The sequence below is a fragment of the Vicinamibacterales bacterium genome, from assembly GCA_041659285.1.
GTDB lineage: Bacteria > Acidobacteriota > Vicinamibacteria > Vicinamibacterales > UBA2999 > 12-FULL-67-14b.
This window is the reverse complement of sequence record JBAZYO010000010.1, coordinates 27,830-42,448: the sequence shown is the minus strand read 5'-3', so window position 1 is coordinate 42,448 and position 14,619 is coordinate 27,830. Positions and strand designations below refer to the sequence as shown.

The 14,619-nt window shown below is 67.8% G+C and carries 10 protein-coding genes; 5 read left to right on the top strand and 5 right to left on the bottom strand.

All coding sequences use genetic code 11. The features are described from left to right. Positions 1 to 32 precede the first annotated feature (32 nt). The 5 genes from WC815_16395 (at position 33) to WC815_16375 (ending at position 9,764) form a co-directional block, all read left to right on the top strand. Positions 33 to 881 (top strand): hypothetical protein, encoded by an 849-nt coding sequence (locus tag WC815_16395; protein MFA5910363.1) that lies wholly within the window; start codon positions 33 to 35, stop codon positions 879 to 881. Between the two features lie 66 nt (positions 882 to 947). Then, positions 948 to 3,353 carry an ABC transporter permease gene (locus tag WC815_16390; protein MFA5910362.1) on the top strand — a complete coding sequence of 802 codons (2,406 nt, stop codon included), beginning with the start codon at positions 948 to 950 and terminating at the stop codon, positions 3,351 to 3,353. 31 nt (positions 3,354 to 3,384) lie between these two features. Then, positions 3,385 to 3,768: a DoxX family protein gene (locus WC815_16385; protein MFA5910361.1), complete on the top strand. Its 384-nt coding sequence runs from the start codon at positions 3,385 to 3,387 to the stop codon at positions 3,766 to 3,768. A 104-nt stretch (positions 3,769 to 3,872) separates the two neighbouring features. Next, on the top strand, positions 3,873 to 7,112 hold the full coding sequence (locus WC815_16380) for a TonB-dependent receptor (GenBank protein ID MFA5910360.1): 3,240 nt from the start codon (positions 3,873 to 3,875) through the stop codon (positions 7,110 to 7,112). Positions 7,113 to 7,169: 57 nt separating this feature from the next. Next, positions 7,170 to 9,764 (top strand): PIG-L family deacetylase, encoded by a 2,595-nt coding sequence (locus WC815_16375; GenBank protein MFA5910359.1) that lies wholly within the window; start codon positions 7,170 to 7,172, stop codon positions 9,762 to 9,764. Here WC815_16375 and WC815_16370 read toward each other — a convergent pair. From WC815_16370 to WC815_16350, 5 genes are read right to left on the bottom strand one after another with little or no spacing between them, the layout of a single operon-like run. Further along, a complete protein-coding gene (locus WC815_16370) occupies positions 9,741 to 11,102 on the bottom strand; it encodes an amino acid permease (protein ID MFA5910358.1) in 1,362 nt (453 codons plus the stop codon). The genes WC815_16375 and WC815_16370 overlap by 24 nt on opposite strands. A 23-nt stretch (positions 11,103 to 11,125) precedes the next feature. Next, positions 11,126 to 12,442, bottom strand: coding sequence for a hypothetical protein (locus tag WC815_16365; GenBank protein ID MFA5910357.1), 1,317 nt, complete (start codon positions 12,440 to 12,442; stop codon positions 11,126 to 11,128). Then, positions 12,439 to 13,317, bottom strand: coding sequence for a carbohydrate kinase family protein (locus WC815_16360; GenBank protein ID MFA5910356.1), 879 nt, complete (start codon positions 13,315 to 13,317; stop codon positions 12,439 to 12,441). The genes WC815_16365 and WC815_16360 overlap by 4 nt, the downstream gene beginning before the upstream one ends. 20 nt (positions 13,318 to 13,337) lie before the next feature. Next, positions 13,338 to 13,952: a DUF2182 domain-containing protein gene (locus WC815_16355; GenBank protein MFA5910355.1), complete on the bottom strand. Its 615-nt coding sequence runs from the start codon at positions 13,950 to 13,952 to the stop codon at positions 13,338 to 13,340. A gap of 45 nt (positions 13,953 to 13,997) precedes the next feature. Then, positions 13,998 to 14,603 carry a DUF1326 domain-containing protein gene (locus WC815_16350; GenBank protein MFA5910354.1) on the bottom strand — a complete coding sequence of 202 codons (606 nt, stop codon included), beginning with the start codon at positions 14,601 to 14,603 and terminating at the stop codon, positions 13,998 to 14,000. Positions 14,604 to 14,619: the final 16 nt, after the last annotated feature.

The following is a 14,619-nucleotide window of genomic DNA, read 5'->3' as shown; positions in this document are numbered from 1 at the left end:
AGGGCGGACTGGCATAACCTGAACAGGTAGCCATGAGCATGCCCGCGGCCGCTGAACCGATCGCCCTCGAGGGGCTGCGCGTCGAGAGCGACCGCCGGCTCGTCCGGTTGCTGCTGCTGACCATCCTGTTTCCGGTCGCCTTCTTTGCCGGCCTCGACCTGCTCGGCATCCTGCCGGGGGAGACCAGCATCGAAAGCCGGGTGCTGACCCGCGTGCTGACCGTGGCCGTGCCCGTGATGGGACTGTGGTTAACGGGCGGCGCGGACACTCGCCGGGCGTTGTCGCGCGGCATATTCATAACGGCCCTCGCCTCGGTTGCCGTCCTGGTCGCGCTGCAACTGCAGCGGCCGCGAGGCACGAACCTGCTGCTGGCGCCGATGCTGATGATCCTCGCCATCATGTACGTCTCCGTACCGAACACCGTGACCAGGCAGGTGCTCCCGCCGCTGCTGTTGTCGGCGTTCCTCATCGCCGCCCGCGTGGTGTGGCTGAACGGGCCGTCCGACGCCGGCATGGCGGCCGACATCGTCGTGCTGCTGTTCGTGAACTTCGCCGGCGTGCTCGCGGTACGCCGCCGGGTCGCGTTGCAGGACCTGGTGTCGCAATCGTGGCGCCAGGAAGCCGAGGCCCGCGTCGGCGAGCGCGAGGCCGAACAGCGCGCCACCCGCGCGGCGCAGGACCTGCGCGCCTTGCGCGGCATCATCCCGATTTGCGCCAGCTGCAAGCACGTGCGCACGGACGTGGGCGAGTGGCAGCAGATCGAACGCTACGTCCAGGAGCACAGCGAAGCGCAGTTCTCGCACGGCGTCTGCCCGGATTGCGCCGAGAAGCTCTACGGTGACTTTGTGACGGAGTACCCGGAGACACCGTCGATCAAATGACGCCCCACCTTCGCGCCAGGCGCTTCGGTGGACAGGTAAGTGACTGACTCCACTACAATGCGCCCCATGGCCGACTGGACCGCCGCCTTCACCTACGCCTTCCGCACTCTCCGCCGCCAGCCCACCTTCGTGCTGGTGTCGGTGCTCACGCTCGCTCTCGGCATTGGCGCCAACACCGCCATTTTCAGCGTGATCAAGACGGTGGTCCTCAACCCGCTGCCCTACGAGGACCCTGAGAAGATCGCGGTGCTGTGGGAGGTGAACCCCGACGGCAACCAGGGGCCGGTGTCGATCCCGACGTTCGAAGACTGGAAGCGCGACAGCACGAGCCTCGAGTCGCTCGCTGCGTATCGCCATGTGGACTTCTCCTACAAGGGCAACGGCGATCCGCAAAACCTGCCCGGCCTGCGCGCGACGCCGGACCTGTTCAACGTGCTCAAGAGCAACGCCGCGTTGGGGCGGACGTTCACCGCCGACGAAGCCGTGCCCGGCGCCGATCGCGTGGTCGTGTTGAGCCACGGCTTCTGGACGCGCGTGCTCGCCGCCGATCGCGGCATCATCGGCAAGACCATCCAGATGGACGCGGTGCCGTTCACCGTGGTCGGCGTGATGCCGCCGTCGTTCGAGTTCCCGACGGCGACCAAGGTGGAAGCGTGGACGCCGCTCGCGTTCGATCCCAAGGACATGCACGGGCGCTCGCGCCGGGCGCGCTCGCTCACGGTGATCGGCCGCATCGCGCAGGGCGCCACCCCGCAACAGGCCCAGCAGGAAGTGAGCTTGCTGGCCGGCCGCATCGCCAGCGAGTTCAAAGACAGCAACGACGGCTGGGGCGCCCGCGTGGTGGCGGCGCACGAACAACTGGTCGGCGCATCGCGGCCGGCGCTGATGGTGCTGATGGGCGCCGTCGGCTTCCTCCTGCTGATCGTCTGCGCCAACATGGCCAACCTCCTCCTCGCGCGGCTCTCGAGCCGTCGCCGCGAGATGGCGGTGCGCGGTGCGCTCGGTGCGAGCCGATGGGAGGTCGCCAAGCCGATCGTCGCGGAGAGCCTGCTGCTGTCGTTGGCGGGCGGCGCGTTCGGCCTGCTCGCCGCCTTCGGCGGACTGCGGCTGCTCGCGACGCTGCCCGAGGGCCAGATGCCGCGGATGGATCAAATCCACCTCGATGGCGGCGTCCTGCTGTTCACCACCGTGATCTCGATCGGCGTGGCGCTTGCCTTCGGCCTGTTGCCGGCGCTGCACGCCTCGCGCCAGGACCTGCGCGACAACCTGCAGGAATCCACGGGATCGACGGGCAGCCCGTACGCGCGCCGGCTGCTCAGCGGACTCGTGGTGATCGAAGTGGCCCTCGCGCTCGTGCTGCTGGTGGGCGCCGGACTGATGACGCGCAGCTTCTCCAAGCTGATGCAGGTCAGCCCCGGCTTCGACTCCACCAACCTGATTGCCGCGCGCGTGTTGCTGCCCACCACGAAGTATCAGCGGGCGACGCAGGTGCGGTTCTACGAAGACGTGATCGAGCGGATGCGCCGCGCCCCCGGCGTGACCGCGGCCTCGGCGGTGTCGGCCATGCCGCTGCACGACGTCGGCGCCGCCAGCGCGCTGCCGTTCAACGTGGAAGGGCAGCAGCCGCCCCCCACCGAAGATCCCCTCGCCGACGTCCGCATTGTCGCGCCCGGTTACTTCGAGACCATGCGGATCAAGCTGCTCGAGGGCCGCTTCCTCGACGAGCGCGATGCCGAGGTGGGCCCGCGCACCAGCGTGATCAACGAGACGATGGCGCGGCGGTACTTCCCGGATCGCAGCCCGCTGGGGCAGATCATCCAGAACCCGCACGGCAAGAGCGAGGTGGTGGGCGTGGTCGGCGACGTGCACAACCAGGGGTTGGACACCGATCCGAAGAAGCAGGTCTACCTGCCGATGAAGCAGAGCCCGACGGCCGGCATGGCGGTGGTGGCGCGGACCAACCAGGACCCGATGACGGTGGCCAACACCATCCAGCGCGTGATCTGGGATGTCGATCCGGGGCAGCCGATCTACGAGCTGAGCACGATGGACCAGATTCTCGCGCGCGCCGTGTTCCTGCCGCGCCTCAGCACGACGCTGCTGGCGCTGTTCGCGCTGGCCGCGCTGCTGCTCGCCGCGCTCGGCATCTACGGCGTGCTGTCGTACTCGGTGTCGCAGCGGACGAAAGAGATCGGGTTGCGCATGGCGCTCGGCGCGTCGGGCGGCAATACGGTGACGCTGGTGGTGAAGAGCAGCGTGATCCTGGTCGCCATTGGCGGCGTCGTCGGCCTGGTGGCCGCCACGCTGCTGGCGCGGTCGATGCAGGGCATCCTCTACGGCGTGGGCCCGTTCGACGTGCCGTCGTTTGCCCTGGCCGCAACCACGCTGATGATCGCCGGCGTCGCCGCCAGCGTGCTGCCGGCGCTGCGGACGACACGGGTTGATCCGATGATCGCGTTGCGCGAGCAGTAAGCACAAGCCGGGCGGGCAGCGTATGCCCTGCATGGACAAGCTGCTCGCCCCCTTCCGCCCCCATATCTACGCCCTGCTGCGCATCGCGGCCGGCTTTCTCTTCTTCCAGCACGGTCTCCCCAAGCTGTTTGGCGGGTTCGGGCGAACCGCGCCGGTGGAGCTGATGTCACAGATGGGCTTGGCCGGGCTGATCGAAGTCCTGGGCGGCGCGATGATTGCCCTTGGCCTGTTCACCGGACCGGTCGCCTTCATTGCCAGCGGCGAGATGGCCGTCGCCTACTTCCAGGCCCACGCCCCGAGCGGCTTCTGGCCCATCGTCAACAACGGTGAACTGGCGGCGCTCTACAGCTTCCTGTTCCTGTACGTCGCGGCGGTCGGGTCCGGCAAGTGGAGCATCGACGCCATTCGCAAGTAACCCCGCACCGGCGACTGCACTCCGCGCGGGGGGGAGATTGACATCGGCAGAGGCGGGCCGGATACTGCCCGGGCCAGTCTTTAATTGGCCCTGGAGTCATCCCGATGACGCACCGTGCTCGCCTTGCCCTGGCTGTACTCTTCCTCCTGGTTTTCACGGCGTCCGCATTCGCCCAGATTGACACCGGCGTCATCGTCGGCCGGGTGGTTGACGACAGCGGCGCGGTGCTGCCGGGTGTGAGCGTGGTCGCGATTCAGGACGGCACCGGCGTGTCGGCCACGTCGGTGACCAACGCGCGCGGCGAGTTCATATTTTCCGGGCTTCGCGTCGGCACCTACAGCGTGACCGCCGAACTCCAGGGTTTCCGGCGCGCGGCGCGCCCCGGCGTGCGCGTGAGCGTGCAATCACGGACGCAGGTGGACCTGCAGCTGAGCGTGGGGGCGCTGACCGAGGAAGTGGTGGTGACGGGCCGCGCCGAGCTGCTGCAGACCCAGTCCGCCGACATCGGCAACGTCGTCGATGCGCGCCAGGTGCGCGACCTGCCGCTGCTGGGCCGCCGGTATTCCGAGCTGGCCTTCCTGTCGCCGGGCGTCGTCGCGGCGCCGGCCGGCATCACCAGCCGCGGCGAAGACACCTTCTTCAACGCCAACGGCAACTACGCCACCTGGAACAACTACACGCTCGACGGCGCCGACAACAATTCGTTTTCCACCAACCTACAGGAACGCAGCCCGCAGGTGGTGCAGCCGCCGGTTGACGCGCTGTCGGAATTCAAGGTGCAGACCCGCACCTACTCGGCGGAGTTCGGCAAGGCAGCGGGCGCGGTCATCAACGCCTCGGTCAAGCAGGGCACCAACAAGTACAGCGGTTCGCTGTTCGCCTTTCTCCGGGACGAGTCGCTGAACGCCAACACCTGGGACAACAACCGCGCCGGCCGCGCCAAGGGGCCCTTCAACCAGTTGATCGCCGGCGGCACCTTCGGCGGCCCACTGGTGCGCGGCAAGACGTTTTTCTTCGGGGATTACCAGTCGTCGCGGACCGAGCGGGCCCTGTCGCAAACCGCGACCGTGCCCACCGCGCGCATGCGGGCCGGCGACCTGGGCGAGCTGACCGGCAACATGGTGGCGAGCAACCCGTTCGTGCCGGCGGGATGCGTGGATGCGGTGAACAAGATCATCAACCGTTCCTGCATCGACCCGGTGGCGGCGAAGCTGATTGGCCTGTACCCGGCGCCCAACGTGCCCGGCACCGGCTTCTTCAACAACAACTTCATTTCCAACGGCATCCTGAACAACGACGTCGATCAGTTCGACATCCGCGTCGACCACAGCCTGTCGGCGGGCCGCGATCACGTGTTCGCCCGTTACAGCTTCCAGAACACCAACCGCATCGAGCCGCCGCTGCTGGACGACCCGGTCGCCTCCGGCGATTTCGCCAGCGACATCCTGAACCGCGGGCAGAGCGCGGTGGCGGGCTGGTCGCGCGTGTTCGGCTCCAGCCTGTTCAACGAAGTGCGGGCGTCGTACAACAAGGTGCGTTCCGATGTCGTGCATCCGGCGTTTGGCATTGATGCCAACGCGGAATACGGGATCAAGGGCGTGCCCAAGGATCCCCGTTTCTACGGCGGCCTTCCGCACATGCCAGTCGCGCGCTTCGCGCGGCTGGGCGGCCCGTTCTTCCGCCCGCAGTTCCAGGACTCGCAGGTGTTCCAGGTGTCGGAGAACCTGACCTGGCAGAAGGGCAGCCACGCCCTGAAGGCCGGCGCCGAGTTCCGCCGCGACCTGCTCAACTACATTGACCTGCGCTCGCTCAATGGCGAGCTGGGCTTCAACGACGGCCGCTACACCGGCTTCGGCCTTGGCGACTTCCTGCTCGGCCTGTCGAGCACGCAGCGGCTGACCCTCTTCCACGAGCCTGATCTCTACGCCAACGGCTGGCAGTTCTACGTGCAAGACAGCTGGCGCGTGCGATCGGACCTCACCGTCACGGCGGGCGTGCGCTACGAGATGTTCACGCCGCTGCTCGACAAGCAGAACCTGCTGACCAACATCGAACCCGCGACCGGGCGCGTGTTCACCGCCAAGGACGGCAGCCTGTTCGATCGCGCCCTGGTTCACCCGGACCGCAACGACATCGCTCCGCGCGTGGGCGTGTCGTGGAGCGTGTCGCCGCGCCTCGTGGTTCGCGGCGGCTTCGGCATCTTCTACCAGCAGACCGACCGCTACGGCAGCGAGAGCCAGCTCGGATTGAACCTGCCGCAACTGGTGGATGCGTCGATCACCGCGAACTCGGCGAACGACGCGCCGGCCTTCACGTTTGCGCAGGGCTTTACCCCGCTCACGCCGGCGACCGTGAACCCGGCCATCGTGCAGTGGCGCATCCAGGATCCCAACCAGGACACGCCCATCGTGCGGCAGTTCAGCTTCGGTCCCGAGTTCCAGTTCGCCGGCAGCATGGTGGGAGCCATCGAGTACGTGGGCAACCGCACGCGCAACGGCCGGCGGCTGCGCAACCTCAACGAGGGCATCATCTCGGGCGGCACGGTGACCTTTCCGTACGCGCAGTACGGCTACGGCAGCGCCTATCTCGAGCAGATCGTGACCAACGGCCGCGCCGATTACGACGCGCTGCAGGCGCGGATGCAGCGGCGCATGAGCGGCGGGCTGTCGTACACCGTGGCCTACACGTGGAGCAAGGCGCAGGGCGACTTTCTCGATCACCTCAGCGCTGGCGGCGGCGCCGTCGGCAACGCTCCGGGCTCGACGTATGCCATGGAGAAGGACTACGGCCTGCTGGCCTTTGACATCCCTCACCGGCTGGTCACCAGCTTCATCTACGAACTGCCCTTCGGGCCGGGACGCCGGTTCGCCACGGCCGGCGTCGCCGGCGCCATTGTCGGCGGCTGGTCGGTCAACGGCATCCTGACGCTGAGCGACGGACGCCCCTTCACGGTGACCACCACCGATCAGGCGGGCACCGGGCCCGGCCGCATCGCGCGCGCCAACTGCGTGGGTGATGCGGTGCCCGACAGCTTCAACCAGACGCTGGCCTCATGGATGGATCCGGCGGCGTTTGCCGCCACCACGACGCGCACCTACGGCAACTGCGCCAACAACACCGTGCGCGGGCCCGGCTCGAAGTCGATGAACCTCTCGATCTTCCGATCGATCGCGTTCGGCGGTGAGAAGCGCGCCGAGCTCCGCGTGGAAACGTTCAACCTATTCAACTGGGTGAACTACGGCTTCCCGGCCGCCAACATCTCGAACCTCGGCACGTTCGGGCGCATTACCAGCTCGATTGGCGACCAGCGGGAGATCCAGCTGGCGCTGAAGTTCTACTTCTGACGTGGATGCGTCGTTGGCGGCGGATCGTTGCGTAAGGCGGGTGTGCGTATGCGGCGTGTGACGTGGTTGGCACCGGTGCTCGTGGTGGGCGCCATCGGCGGGTTTGGCGCGCAGAGCGTGCCCCGGCAAGACGGGGCGTCCGAGGTCTGGCAGCACCTGCTCAAGCTGCGGACCACCGCGAGCGTGATGCACGTGACCGCCCACCCGGACGACGAACACGGCGGCGTGCTGGCGAAGTTGAGCCGGGGCGACGGCGCCCGCCTGGCCCTGCTCACCCTCAATCGCGGCGAGTCTGGCGACAACGCCATTGGCCCGCAACTGTTCGACGCGCTCGGGTTGATCAGGACGGAGGAACTGCTCCAGGCCGGCCGCCACTACGGCGTGGACGAGCAGTACTTCACGTCCCTGGTTGACTACGGCTACTCGAAGACGCTGGAAGAGTCGATGGACAAGTGGGGCCGCGACACAGCGCTTCGCGACGTGGTCCGCATCATCCGCATGAGCCGGCCCACGATCATCCTGTCGCGATTCCAGGGCAACGAGCGCGATGGCCACGGTAACCACCAGACCGCCGGGCTGATGGCGGTTGAAGGCTTCCGCGCCGCCGGCGATCCCAGCCGCTACCCCGAGCAGATCGCCGAGGGGCTGCGCCCATGGCAGGCGAAGAAGGTCTACATCGGCGGCGTGCGCGACGGCGAAGACTGGACCGTGCGCATTGACAGCGGCGAATACAGCCCGCGGCTCGGCGACACCTTCGACAACATCGCGCGATACGGCCTGAGCTTTCAGCGCTCGCAGAACAGCGGCCGCTTCGTCGCTGGGGCGGGCCCCAACTTCGGTTACTACAAGCTGGTGTCGAGTCCCCCCGGCACCAGGGAAGCCAGCGTGTTCGATGGCGTGGCCGGCACGATCGAAGCCGCGGTGGGCCCCTCGGGCAAGGTCATCGACGAAGCGGTGGCGCGCGCCATGGCCGACTTCCGCATGAACGATCCTTCCGCCATCGTCCCGGCCCTGGCGCAAGGGTTGGCGCGGACGCGCGAGGCGATGGCCGCCACGTCCGCGGCCGATGCCGCCTTCCTGCTCCGCGTCAAGGAAGCGCAGTTCCAGAGCGCGATCAACGCCGCCCTCGGTCTTGAACTGACCGCGGTGGCTCAACCGGCGGGCCAACCCGAGCCCACTGGACCGGGTGCCGCGTTTGCGCCGCCCGCGCTGATGGCGGCTCCGGTGCCTGGGCAAAGCTTCGAGGTGCGCACGCGATTGGCCAATCGGGGCGGCATCGCCATCAGCGATGCCACGGTGCGCCTGGTCGCCGCGCGCGGTTGGACCGTGAACAGTTCGGCCACCAGCGCCCCGAGTCTCGACCGCAACCAGCTGTCCACGTCCCGCTTCACCGTGACCCTGACCGGCGATGTGGCGATGAGCACGAAGCCGTACTTTGCCCGCAAGGGCCTGCAAGACAGTGTGTATGCGCTAAGCGATCCGTCGCAGTTCGGGCGGCCGGTGGCAGATCCGCCGCTGGTGGCGACGGCGCGCTATACGGTGGCCGGCGTGCCGGTTGAGGTGCGCGAAGCGGTGAAGCGCCGAGAGGCCAAGCTGCCGTACGGAGATGCGCTGCGCGCGGTGAGGAGCGTGCCCCGCCTGGCGGTAATGCTCACTCCTGCCCACGCCATTGTTCCCACCACGGCCGCCGTCAAGCGGGTCGACGTGGAAGTGTCGCTGTTGCACAACGCCGAGGCGGCGACGAGCGGAGCGGTTGCGCTCCGGCTGCCCGCGGGATGGACGTCGTCGCCGGCGTCGCATCCGTTCGCCTTTGCCCGCGCCGGCGAGCGGTCCTCGTATCGATTCACGGTGAATCCGGGCGCGATCGGCAGCGATACCTACACGATCGAGGCGGTGGCGACGGCGGCGGGTAAGGAGTATCGGGAAGGTTACGAGATCATCGATCACCGCGATCTCGAGGTCCGCTATCTCTATCGTGCGTCCTCCGCGGACGTGCGTGGCGTGAACGTGACCACCGTGGCCGGGCTCAAGGTGGGTTACGTGATGGGCGTCGGCGACCAGGTGCCGCTTGGGCTGCAGCAGCTTGGCGCGCAGGTCACGCTGCTCGGCGAGCGCGAGCTGGCCAGCGCCGACCTGTCTGCCTATGACGCCATCATGACCGGCACGCGCGCGTATGCGGTGCGCGAGGATCTCAAGACCTATAACAACCGCCTGCTCGACTACGTGAAGGCGGGCGGCAACATGATCGTGCTCTACAACACGCAGGAGCTGGTGCCGAACACGTTCGCGCCGTTCCCCGGCGAGCTGCCGCGCAGCGCCGAAGAGGTGTCAGAGGAGGATTCGCCGGTCACCATCCTCGCGCCCACGCAACAGTCGTTCACGTGGCCGAACCGCATCACGGCGGCCGACTTCGATGGCTGGGTCGAGCAGCGCGGCTCGAAGTTCTTCACGAAGTGGGATGCGGCCTACACGCCGATGATTTCGACGTTCGACAAGGGCCAGGCGCCTCAGAGCGGCGGGTGGCTGACGGCGAAAGTGGGGAAGGGCAACTGGACTTACTTCGCCTACGCCCTGCACCGGCAGTTGCCTTACGGTGTCGCCGGCGCCTACCGGATCACTGCCAACCTGCTAGCGTTGAGCAAGACGCCCTGACCTGAAGATGAAGTAAGCCAGCACGCCGGCGCCGAGGAATGCGAACGAAAAGACGATGCCTTCCACGGGCCCCGTGAAGAAGATGAACAGCCACAGGGCGCCCGACAGGAGTGCCGGCCAGGGGTACAACCACATCGTGAACGGCTGCGGGATGTCGGGGCGGTAGCGGCGCAGCAGGATCACCGCCGCGCACTGCCAGATGAAGCGCAGCAGCACCTGCACCTGGATCAACCAGCTCACCAGCTGTCCCAGCGAGAAGAAGCAGAACGGGATCGAGACGATCGCGATCGTGACGAGCGACAGGTCCGGAAACCGCTTGGTCGGATGCACGTGCGCGAAGGCCTTGAAGAAATCGCCGTCGCGCGCCGCGGCATAGGGCACGCGCGAGTAGCCGAGGATGGTCGCGTAGAGCGACGCCGCGGCCACGAACAGGATCAGGCCCGTCATCACGATGCCGGCAATGCGGCCGGCCCCCGGGTCCGAGAACGTGCGCGCGATGAACACCGAGGCGACGGTCCGCGACTCCTTCACTTCCTGCCACGGGATCATGCCGAGAATGACGATGGTCATCAGCATGTAGAGCGCGGCGACCAGGAAGGTGCTGAGCACGATGGAGCGGGGGATGGTGCGGGTCGGGTCCTTGATCTCGTCGCCGATGTTGCAGACCTGGTTGTAGCCGCCGTAGCTGTACATCGCCAGCACCGAGGCGGCGCCCACGCTCATCAGCAGGGTGCGGTCCAGCGTGAAGGCCGCCGGCGGGAACGCGAACGCCTGCGCCGGCGAGAAGGTGAACAGCCCGGCGACGATCACCCATCCCACCGTCACCAGCACGACGACCAGCATGACCACGGCGAGGCGGCCGATGTCTTCGATGTTGCGCCACAGCAGCGCGGTGGAGACCACGCACACCGCGGCCGCGATCAGGTTGTGCTCGAGCGGCGACATGCCGGTCCAGACGAACTGCAGGTAGTCGGCGAAGCCCACCGCGCCGCCGGCCACCGACAGCGGCGCGATCAGGATGGTCTGGAAGATGAACAGGAAGGCCATCAGCTTGCCGAGGCCGAACGGCTGGAAGGCCTCGCGCAGGTAGAGATAGCCGCCGCCGCTGCCGGGGAGCGCGGCGCCGAGCTGCGCGTAGACCAAGCCGTCGGCGAGCGCGAGGACGAGGCCGGCCATCCACGCGTAGATGACATGCGGGCCGTTCATGGCGGCCACCATGAAGGGGATGGTGAGGAACGGGCCGACGCCCACCATGGAGATGACGTTGGTGGCGGTGGCCTGGAGCAGGCCCATGCCCCGCTTCAGGGCGGGATCGGTCCGGCTAAAGCCGGACGCCACATCAGGGCCGGACGCTACATCATTCACAGCAATGTCTCGACGAGGCGCGCGGATTGATCGCGTGAGCTCACCAGCGGGTTGAGCGCGAGGGCGTCGATCAGCTCGTCGCGGTTGCCCGTCAGCGCCGCCTTCACCGTGGCGCGCTCGTAGACCTTCACGCGCTCGATCAACTCGCGCGGGTGATCCGGCATGGGCGCCACCGCCTGCGGCACCGGACCGTTCGCGTCCACGCGGCACGGCACTTCCACGATATCGTCATCTTCAAGGAACGGCAGCGTGCCGCGGTTGGCGACGTCGAGCGGGATGATGGCGCCCTGGTTGTGGACGATGGCGCGCATGGTCATCAAGGCGATGCGATCGTAGCCGGAAAGCTCCGCCCAGTCGGGCTTGATGCGGGGCGTGGTGACGCCGGTCTCGATCTGCATGTAGCTGCCGTCGCGATCAGCGAGATAGCGCTGGTAGCGGAGCAAGGGGTCTGACCCCGAGGAAGGATCTTGCCGAGGGGTCCGACCCCTCCGCAGGTCGGCGAAGAGTTCGCGCGTAAGCGCCTCCACCGCCTGGCCGCGGCTCGAGCCGGCGCTCTTCATGTGTGCCAGCGCCACCTCGGGACGGTAGTAGTAATAGAGATACTCCGTCGGCAGCAGCTTCAACTGCCGCAGCCGTTCCGTCTCGAACAGCGGCGATCGATACGCCGCCTTCAGGCGCTCGTCGTCTTCCCAAATGCGATGGAGCTGGCCCTCGCCCTCGAACAGCACGTCGCGAAGCCAGCCGAGATGGTTGAGGCCGAAGTAGTCGTAGGAGCACACCGACGCCGGCAGGCCCAGCGCGTGGGCGGCGTCTTCGAACATCTCCATCGGCGTGTCGCAAATGCCGATCAGGCGCGCGTCGGTTTCCTGGTGCACGGCTTGCGTGATCAGGCTGACCGGGTTGGAGAAGTTGATCAGCCACGCGCGGGGAGCCAGGCGGGCCACCAGGCGGCCGTACTCGACCATCCTCGGGATGGTGCGCACGGCCATGGCGAAGCCGGCGGGCCCGACGGTTTCCTGGCCGATGGCATCCAGGGCGATGCACGCGGCCTCGTCTTTCGCCCGCTGCGCCGCGCCGCCGACGCGGATGCTCGTGATCACGAAGTCCGCGCCCTCGATGGCCGCGTCTGCAGTCGCCGTGGTGGTCACGCGCACGCCGCCGGCCATGCGCGCGGCGAGGTCGCCGATGATGCGGAGGCGGTCCTGGTCGATGTCATAGAGCGCGATCTCCGAGATTCGAAGATCGGAGCGGGCGAGCCCGCCGGCCAGGAGCGGCACGCGGACTCCGGCGCCGCCGATGATCGCGACCTTCATATGCCACCCGCCTGCAGCGTCGAGGTCGCGCCAACCCGGTTACCCGCGGCCAGGCACTGCGCCGGCGTCTGGCCGCGCATCCAGGCGACCAGGAAGCCGGCGTTGAACGCATCGCCGGCGCCGGTCGTGTCCACCACCTTCACGCGTGGAGCGGGGAAGTGGATGTCGCGATCCGGCGTCAGCCACGCCGCGCCGTTGTCGCCCATCTTGACGATGGTGATGGCCTGGCGTTGGCGCCAGTGGGGCAGGGCGGCTTCGAGCGTGGGCTCGCCGGTGTAGAGCCGCGCTTCCAGCTCGTTGACGAACACGAAGTCGAGCGCGTCGATGAGTTCGGTGAGGCCGCGGTCGGCGGTGAGCGGCTCGTTCCAGCCGAAGTCCCACGACGTGGTGACGCCGCGCTTGCGGAGCTTGTTGACGATGCGCGTCCACTGCGCGCAGTCGTGGGGGTAGAAGCAGAGGTGGACGTGTTGGGGCCCCTGGCTCCGCCTTCGCCCTTCGGGCTTCGGCGGGACCGGCTCGCTCAGAACCCGCGCGAGCCGGGACTCGAGTTTGGCGTTGACGCCGTTGAAGGTGACGAACGCGCGGTCCTCGGCCGTGGACAGGGCCGCGGTGATCGCGTGCGGCTCTTTCGGCTTCCGCAGGTTGGTCACGCTGACGCGTTCGCGCTTGAGGCGCGCGACCGCCGCATCGCCGAGCGCGCTGAGGAGCCCGACGCGCATGCCCAGGCGGGCGGCGTGCACGGCGGTGATGACGGCGCCGCCGCCGATGGTAGCGGTGAAGTGGTCGGTCTTGATCTCCTCGCCGAGTTCCGGCAAGCGATCCAGAGCAAAGAATACGAGGTCTTCAAACGCCTCGCCCGCACACAGGAGCTTCATGCCGGCCAATTATCTTCGGTTCAGAGTCCGAGGCGAAGGATGGCTCCGGCCAGAAGGGCGATCCCTGCAGGGACACGCAAGCGCTCGCCCCAGGGGGCGACCTGCTCGGCGAACGCGACCGCGGCGAGCGCGGCCATCCACCACAGGCTCATCACCCCGACCGCCAGCGACGTGGCCATCAACGCCCAGCAGCAGCCGACGCAGAAGAGGCCGTGGCCGAAGCCCATGCGGAAGCCGCCGGCGGCGCCGTCGCGCCAGCGGCTAAGGAAGTAACTGAGCGGGTTGCGGCAGTGCATCAGGCACGCCTGCTTGAGGGGGGCGAACTGGAACAGGCCGGCGGCCGCGAGCACGACCGCGCCCGCGACCGGCGCGATTCCGGTGACCGCACCGAAGGCGCCCGCCCGCACCAGCTGCAGCTGCAGCGCCGTCGCCGCCAGCGCGTAGATCAGCCAGGCGGTGAGGTATCCGCCGGCGAAGACCGCCGAGGCGGCGAACCGGCTCGCGCGACCGGCATGCGGATTGCCGAGCCGGTCGAAGGCGCGGATCCACGGCCACACCGTGGGGCCCATCATCAGCGCCATCATGCCGAACCACATTCCGGCAAGCGATCCGAACGACACGTGCAGATGGCTCATGGTCGAGGTCTTAGATCTGTGTCATCTGCGTCATCTGCGGCCCAGTCATCTGCGGCTCCAATCAAAGTCGGAAAACAGGCCGTGCGATTCAGCGTTGCGGATCACGATTCGCCCGTCGCCGTACTCGGTGTCGCCGAGCGCGACCACCTGGGTGGGGGCGTGGATCTGGTTGAAGATGTTCTCGAACAGCACCGGTTTCGACTTGTCGCGCCCGCGGATCTGCGTGACGAAGGCCTTGAGGCGGTCGGCGATCGTCACGCGCTTGGTCGCGCCCTCGTCGGCCATGTCGATGTGGCGAAATTCGATGGGGAGTTGGGTGGCGACGAACCCCGCGAGCTTCGCCCACGGGCCGCCGGCCTGGCCGGTGAGGATGGTGGCGAGCGCTTCACGCTGGGCCGAGGTCGCCGCCTCGTCGATGATCAGCGCCTGCACCCAGTTGCCGTCGATCATCCGCTGCGGCGTGTCGAAGGCGATCACCGCCCGCAGGCCGGCGAGAGTCACCTCGCCGAAGGCGCCGTCATCGAAGCGGAGCGCCCAGTAGCCCTTGCACCGCTCGTGCGTGCAGAGCTGGCTGAAGTGCATGTGCCCGGGGCACACCAGCGTGCACGCGCAGTTCTCGAAAATCAGGCCCTTGGCCCACCATTGAGGCATGGCTAGTTATACAAGG

Bases quoted from the DNA above. Each gene is read 5' to 3' on its own strand.
- WC815_16395 (MFA5910363.1), top strand. From the start codon at position 33: ATGAGCATGCCCGCGGCCGCTGAACCGATCGCCCTCGAGGGGCTGCGC.
- WC815_16390 (MFA5910362.1), top strand. From the start codon at position 948: ATGGCCGACTGGACCGCCGCCTTCACCTACGCCTTCCGCACTCTCCGC.
- WC815_16385 (MFA5910361.1), top strand. From the start codon at position 3,385: ATGGACAAGCTGCTCGCCCCCTTCCGCCCCCATATCTACGCCCTGCTG.
- WC815_16380 (MFA5910360.1), top strand. From the start codon at position 3,873: ATGACGCACCGTGCTCGCCTTGCCCTGGCTGTACTCTTCCTCCTGGTT.
- WC815_16365 (MFA5910357.1), bottom strand. From the start codon at position 12,442: ATGAAGGTCGCGATCATCGGCGGCGCCGGAGTCCGCGTGCCGCTCCTG.
- WC815_16360 (MFA5910356.1), bottom strand. From the start codon at position 13,317: ATGAAGCTCCTGTGTGCGGGCGAGGCGTTTGAAGACCTCGTATTCTTT.
- WC815_16355 (MFA5910355.1), bottom strand. From the start codon at position 13,952: ATGAGCCATCTGCACGTGTCGTTCGGATCGCTTGCCGGAATGTGGTTC.
- WC815_16350 (MFA5910354.1), bottom strand. From the start codon at position 14,603: ATGCCTCAATGGTGGGCCAAGGGCCTGATTTTCGAGAACTGCGCGTGC.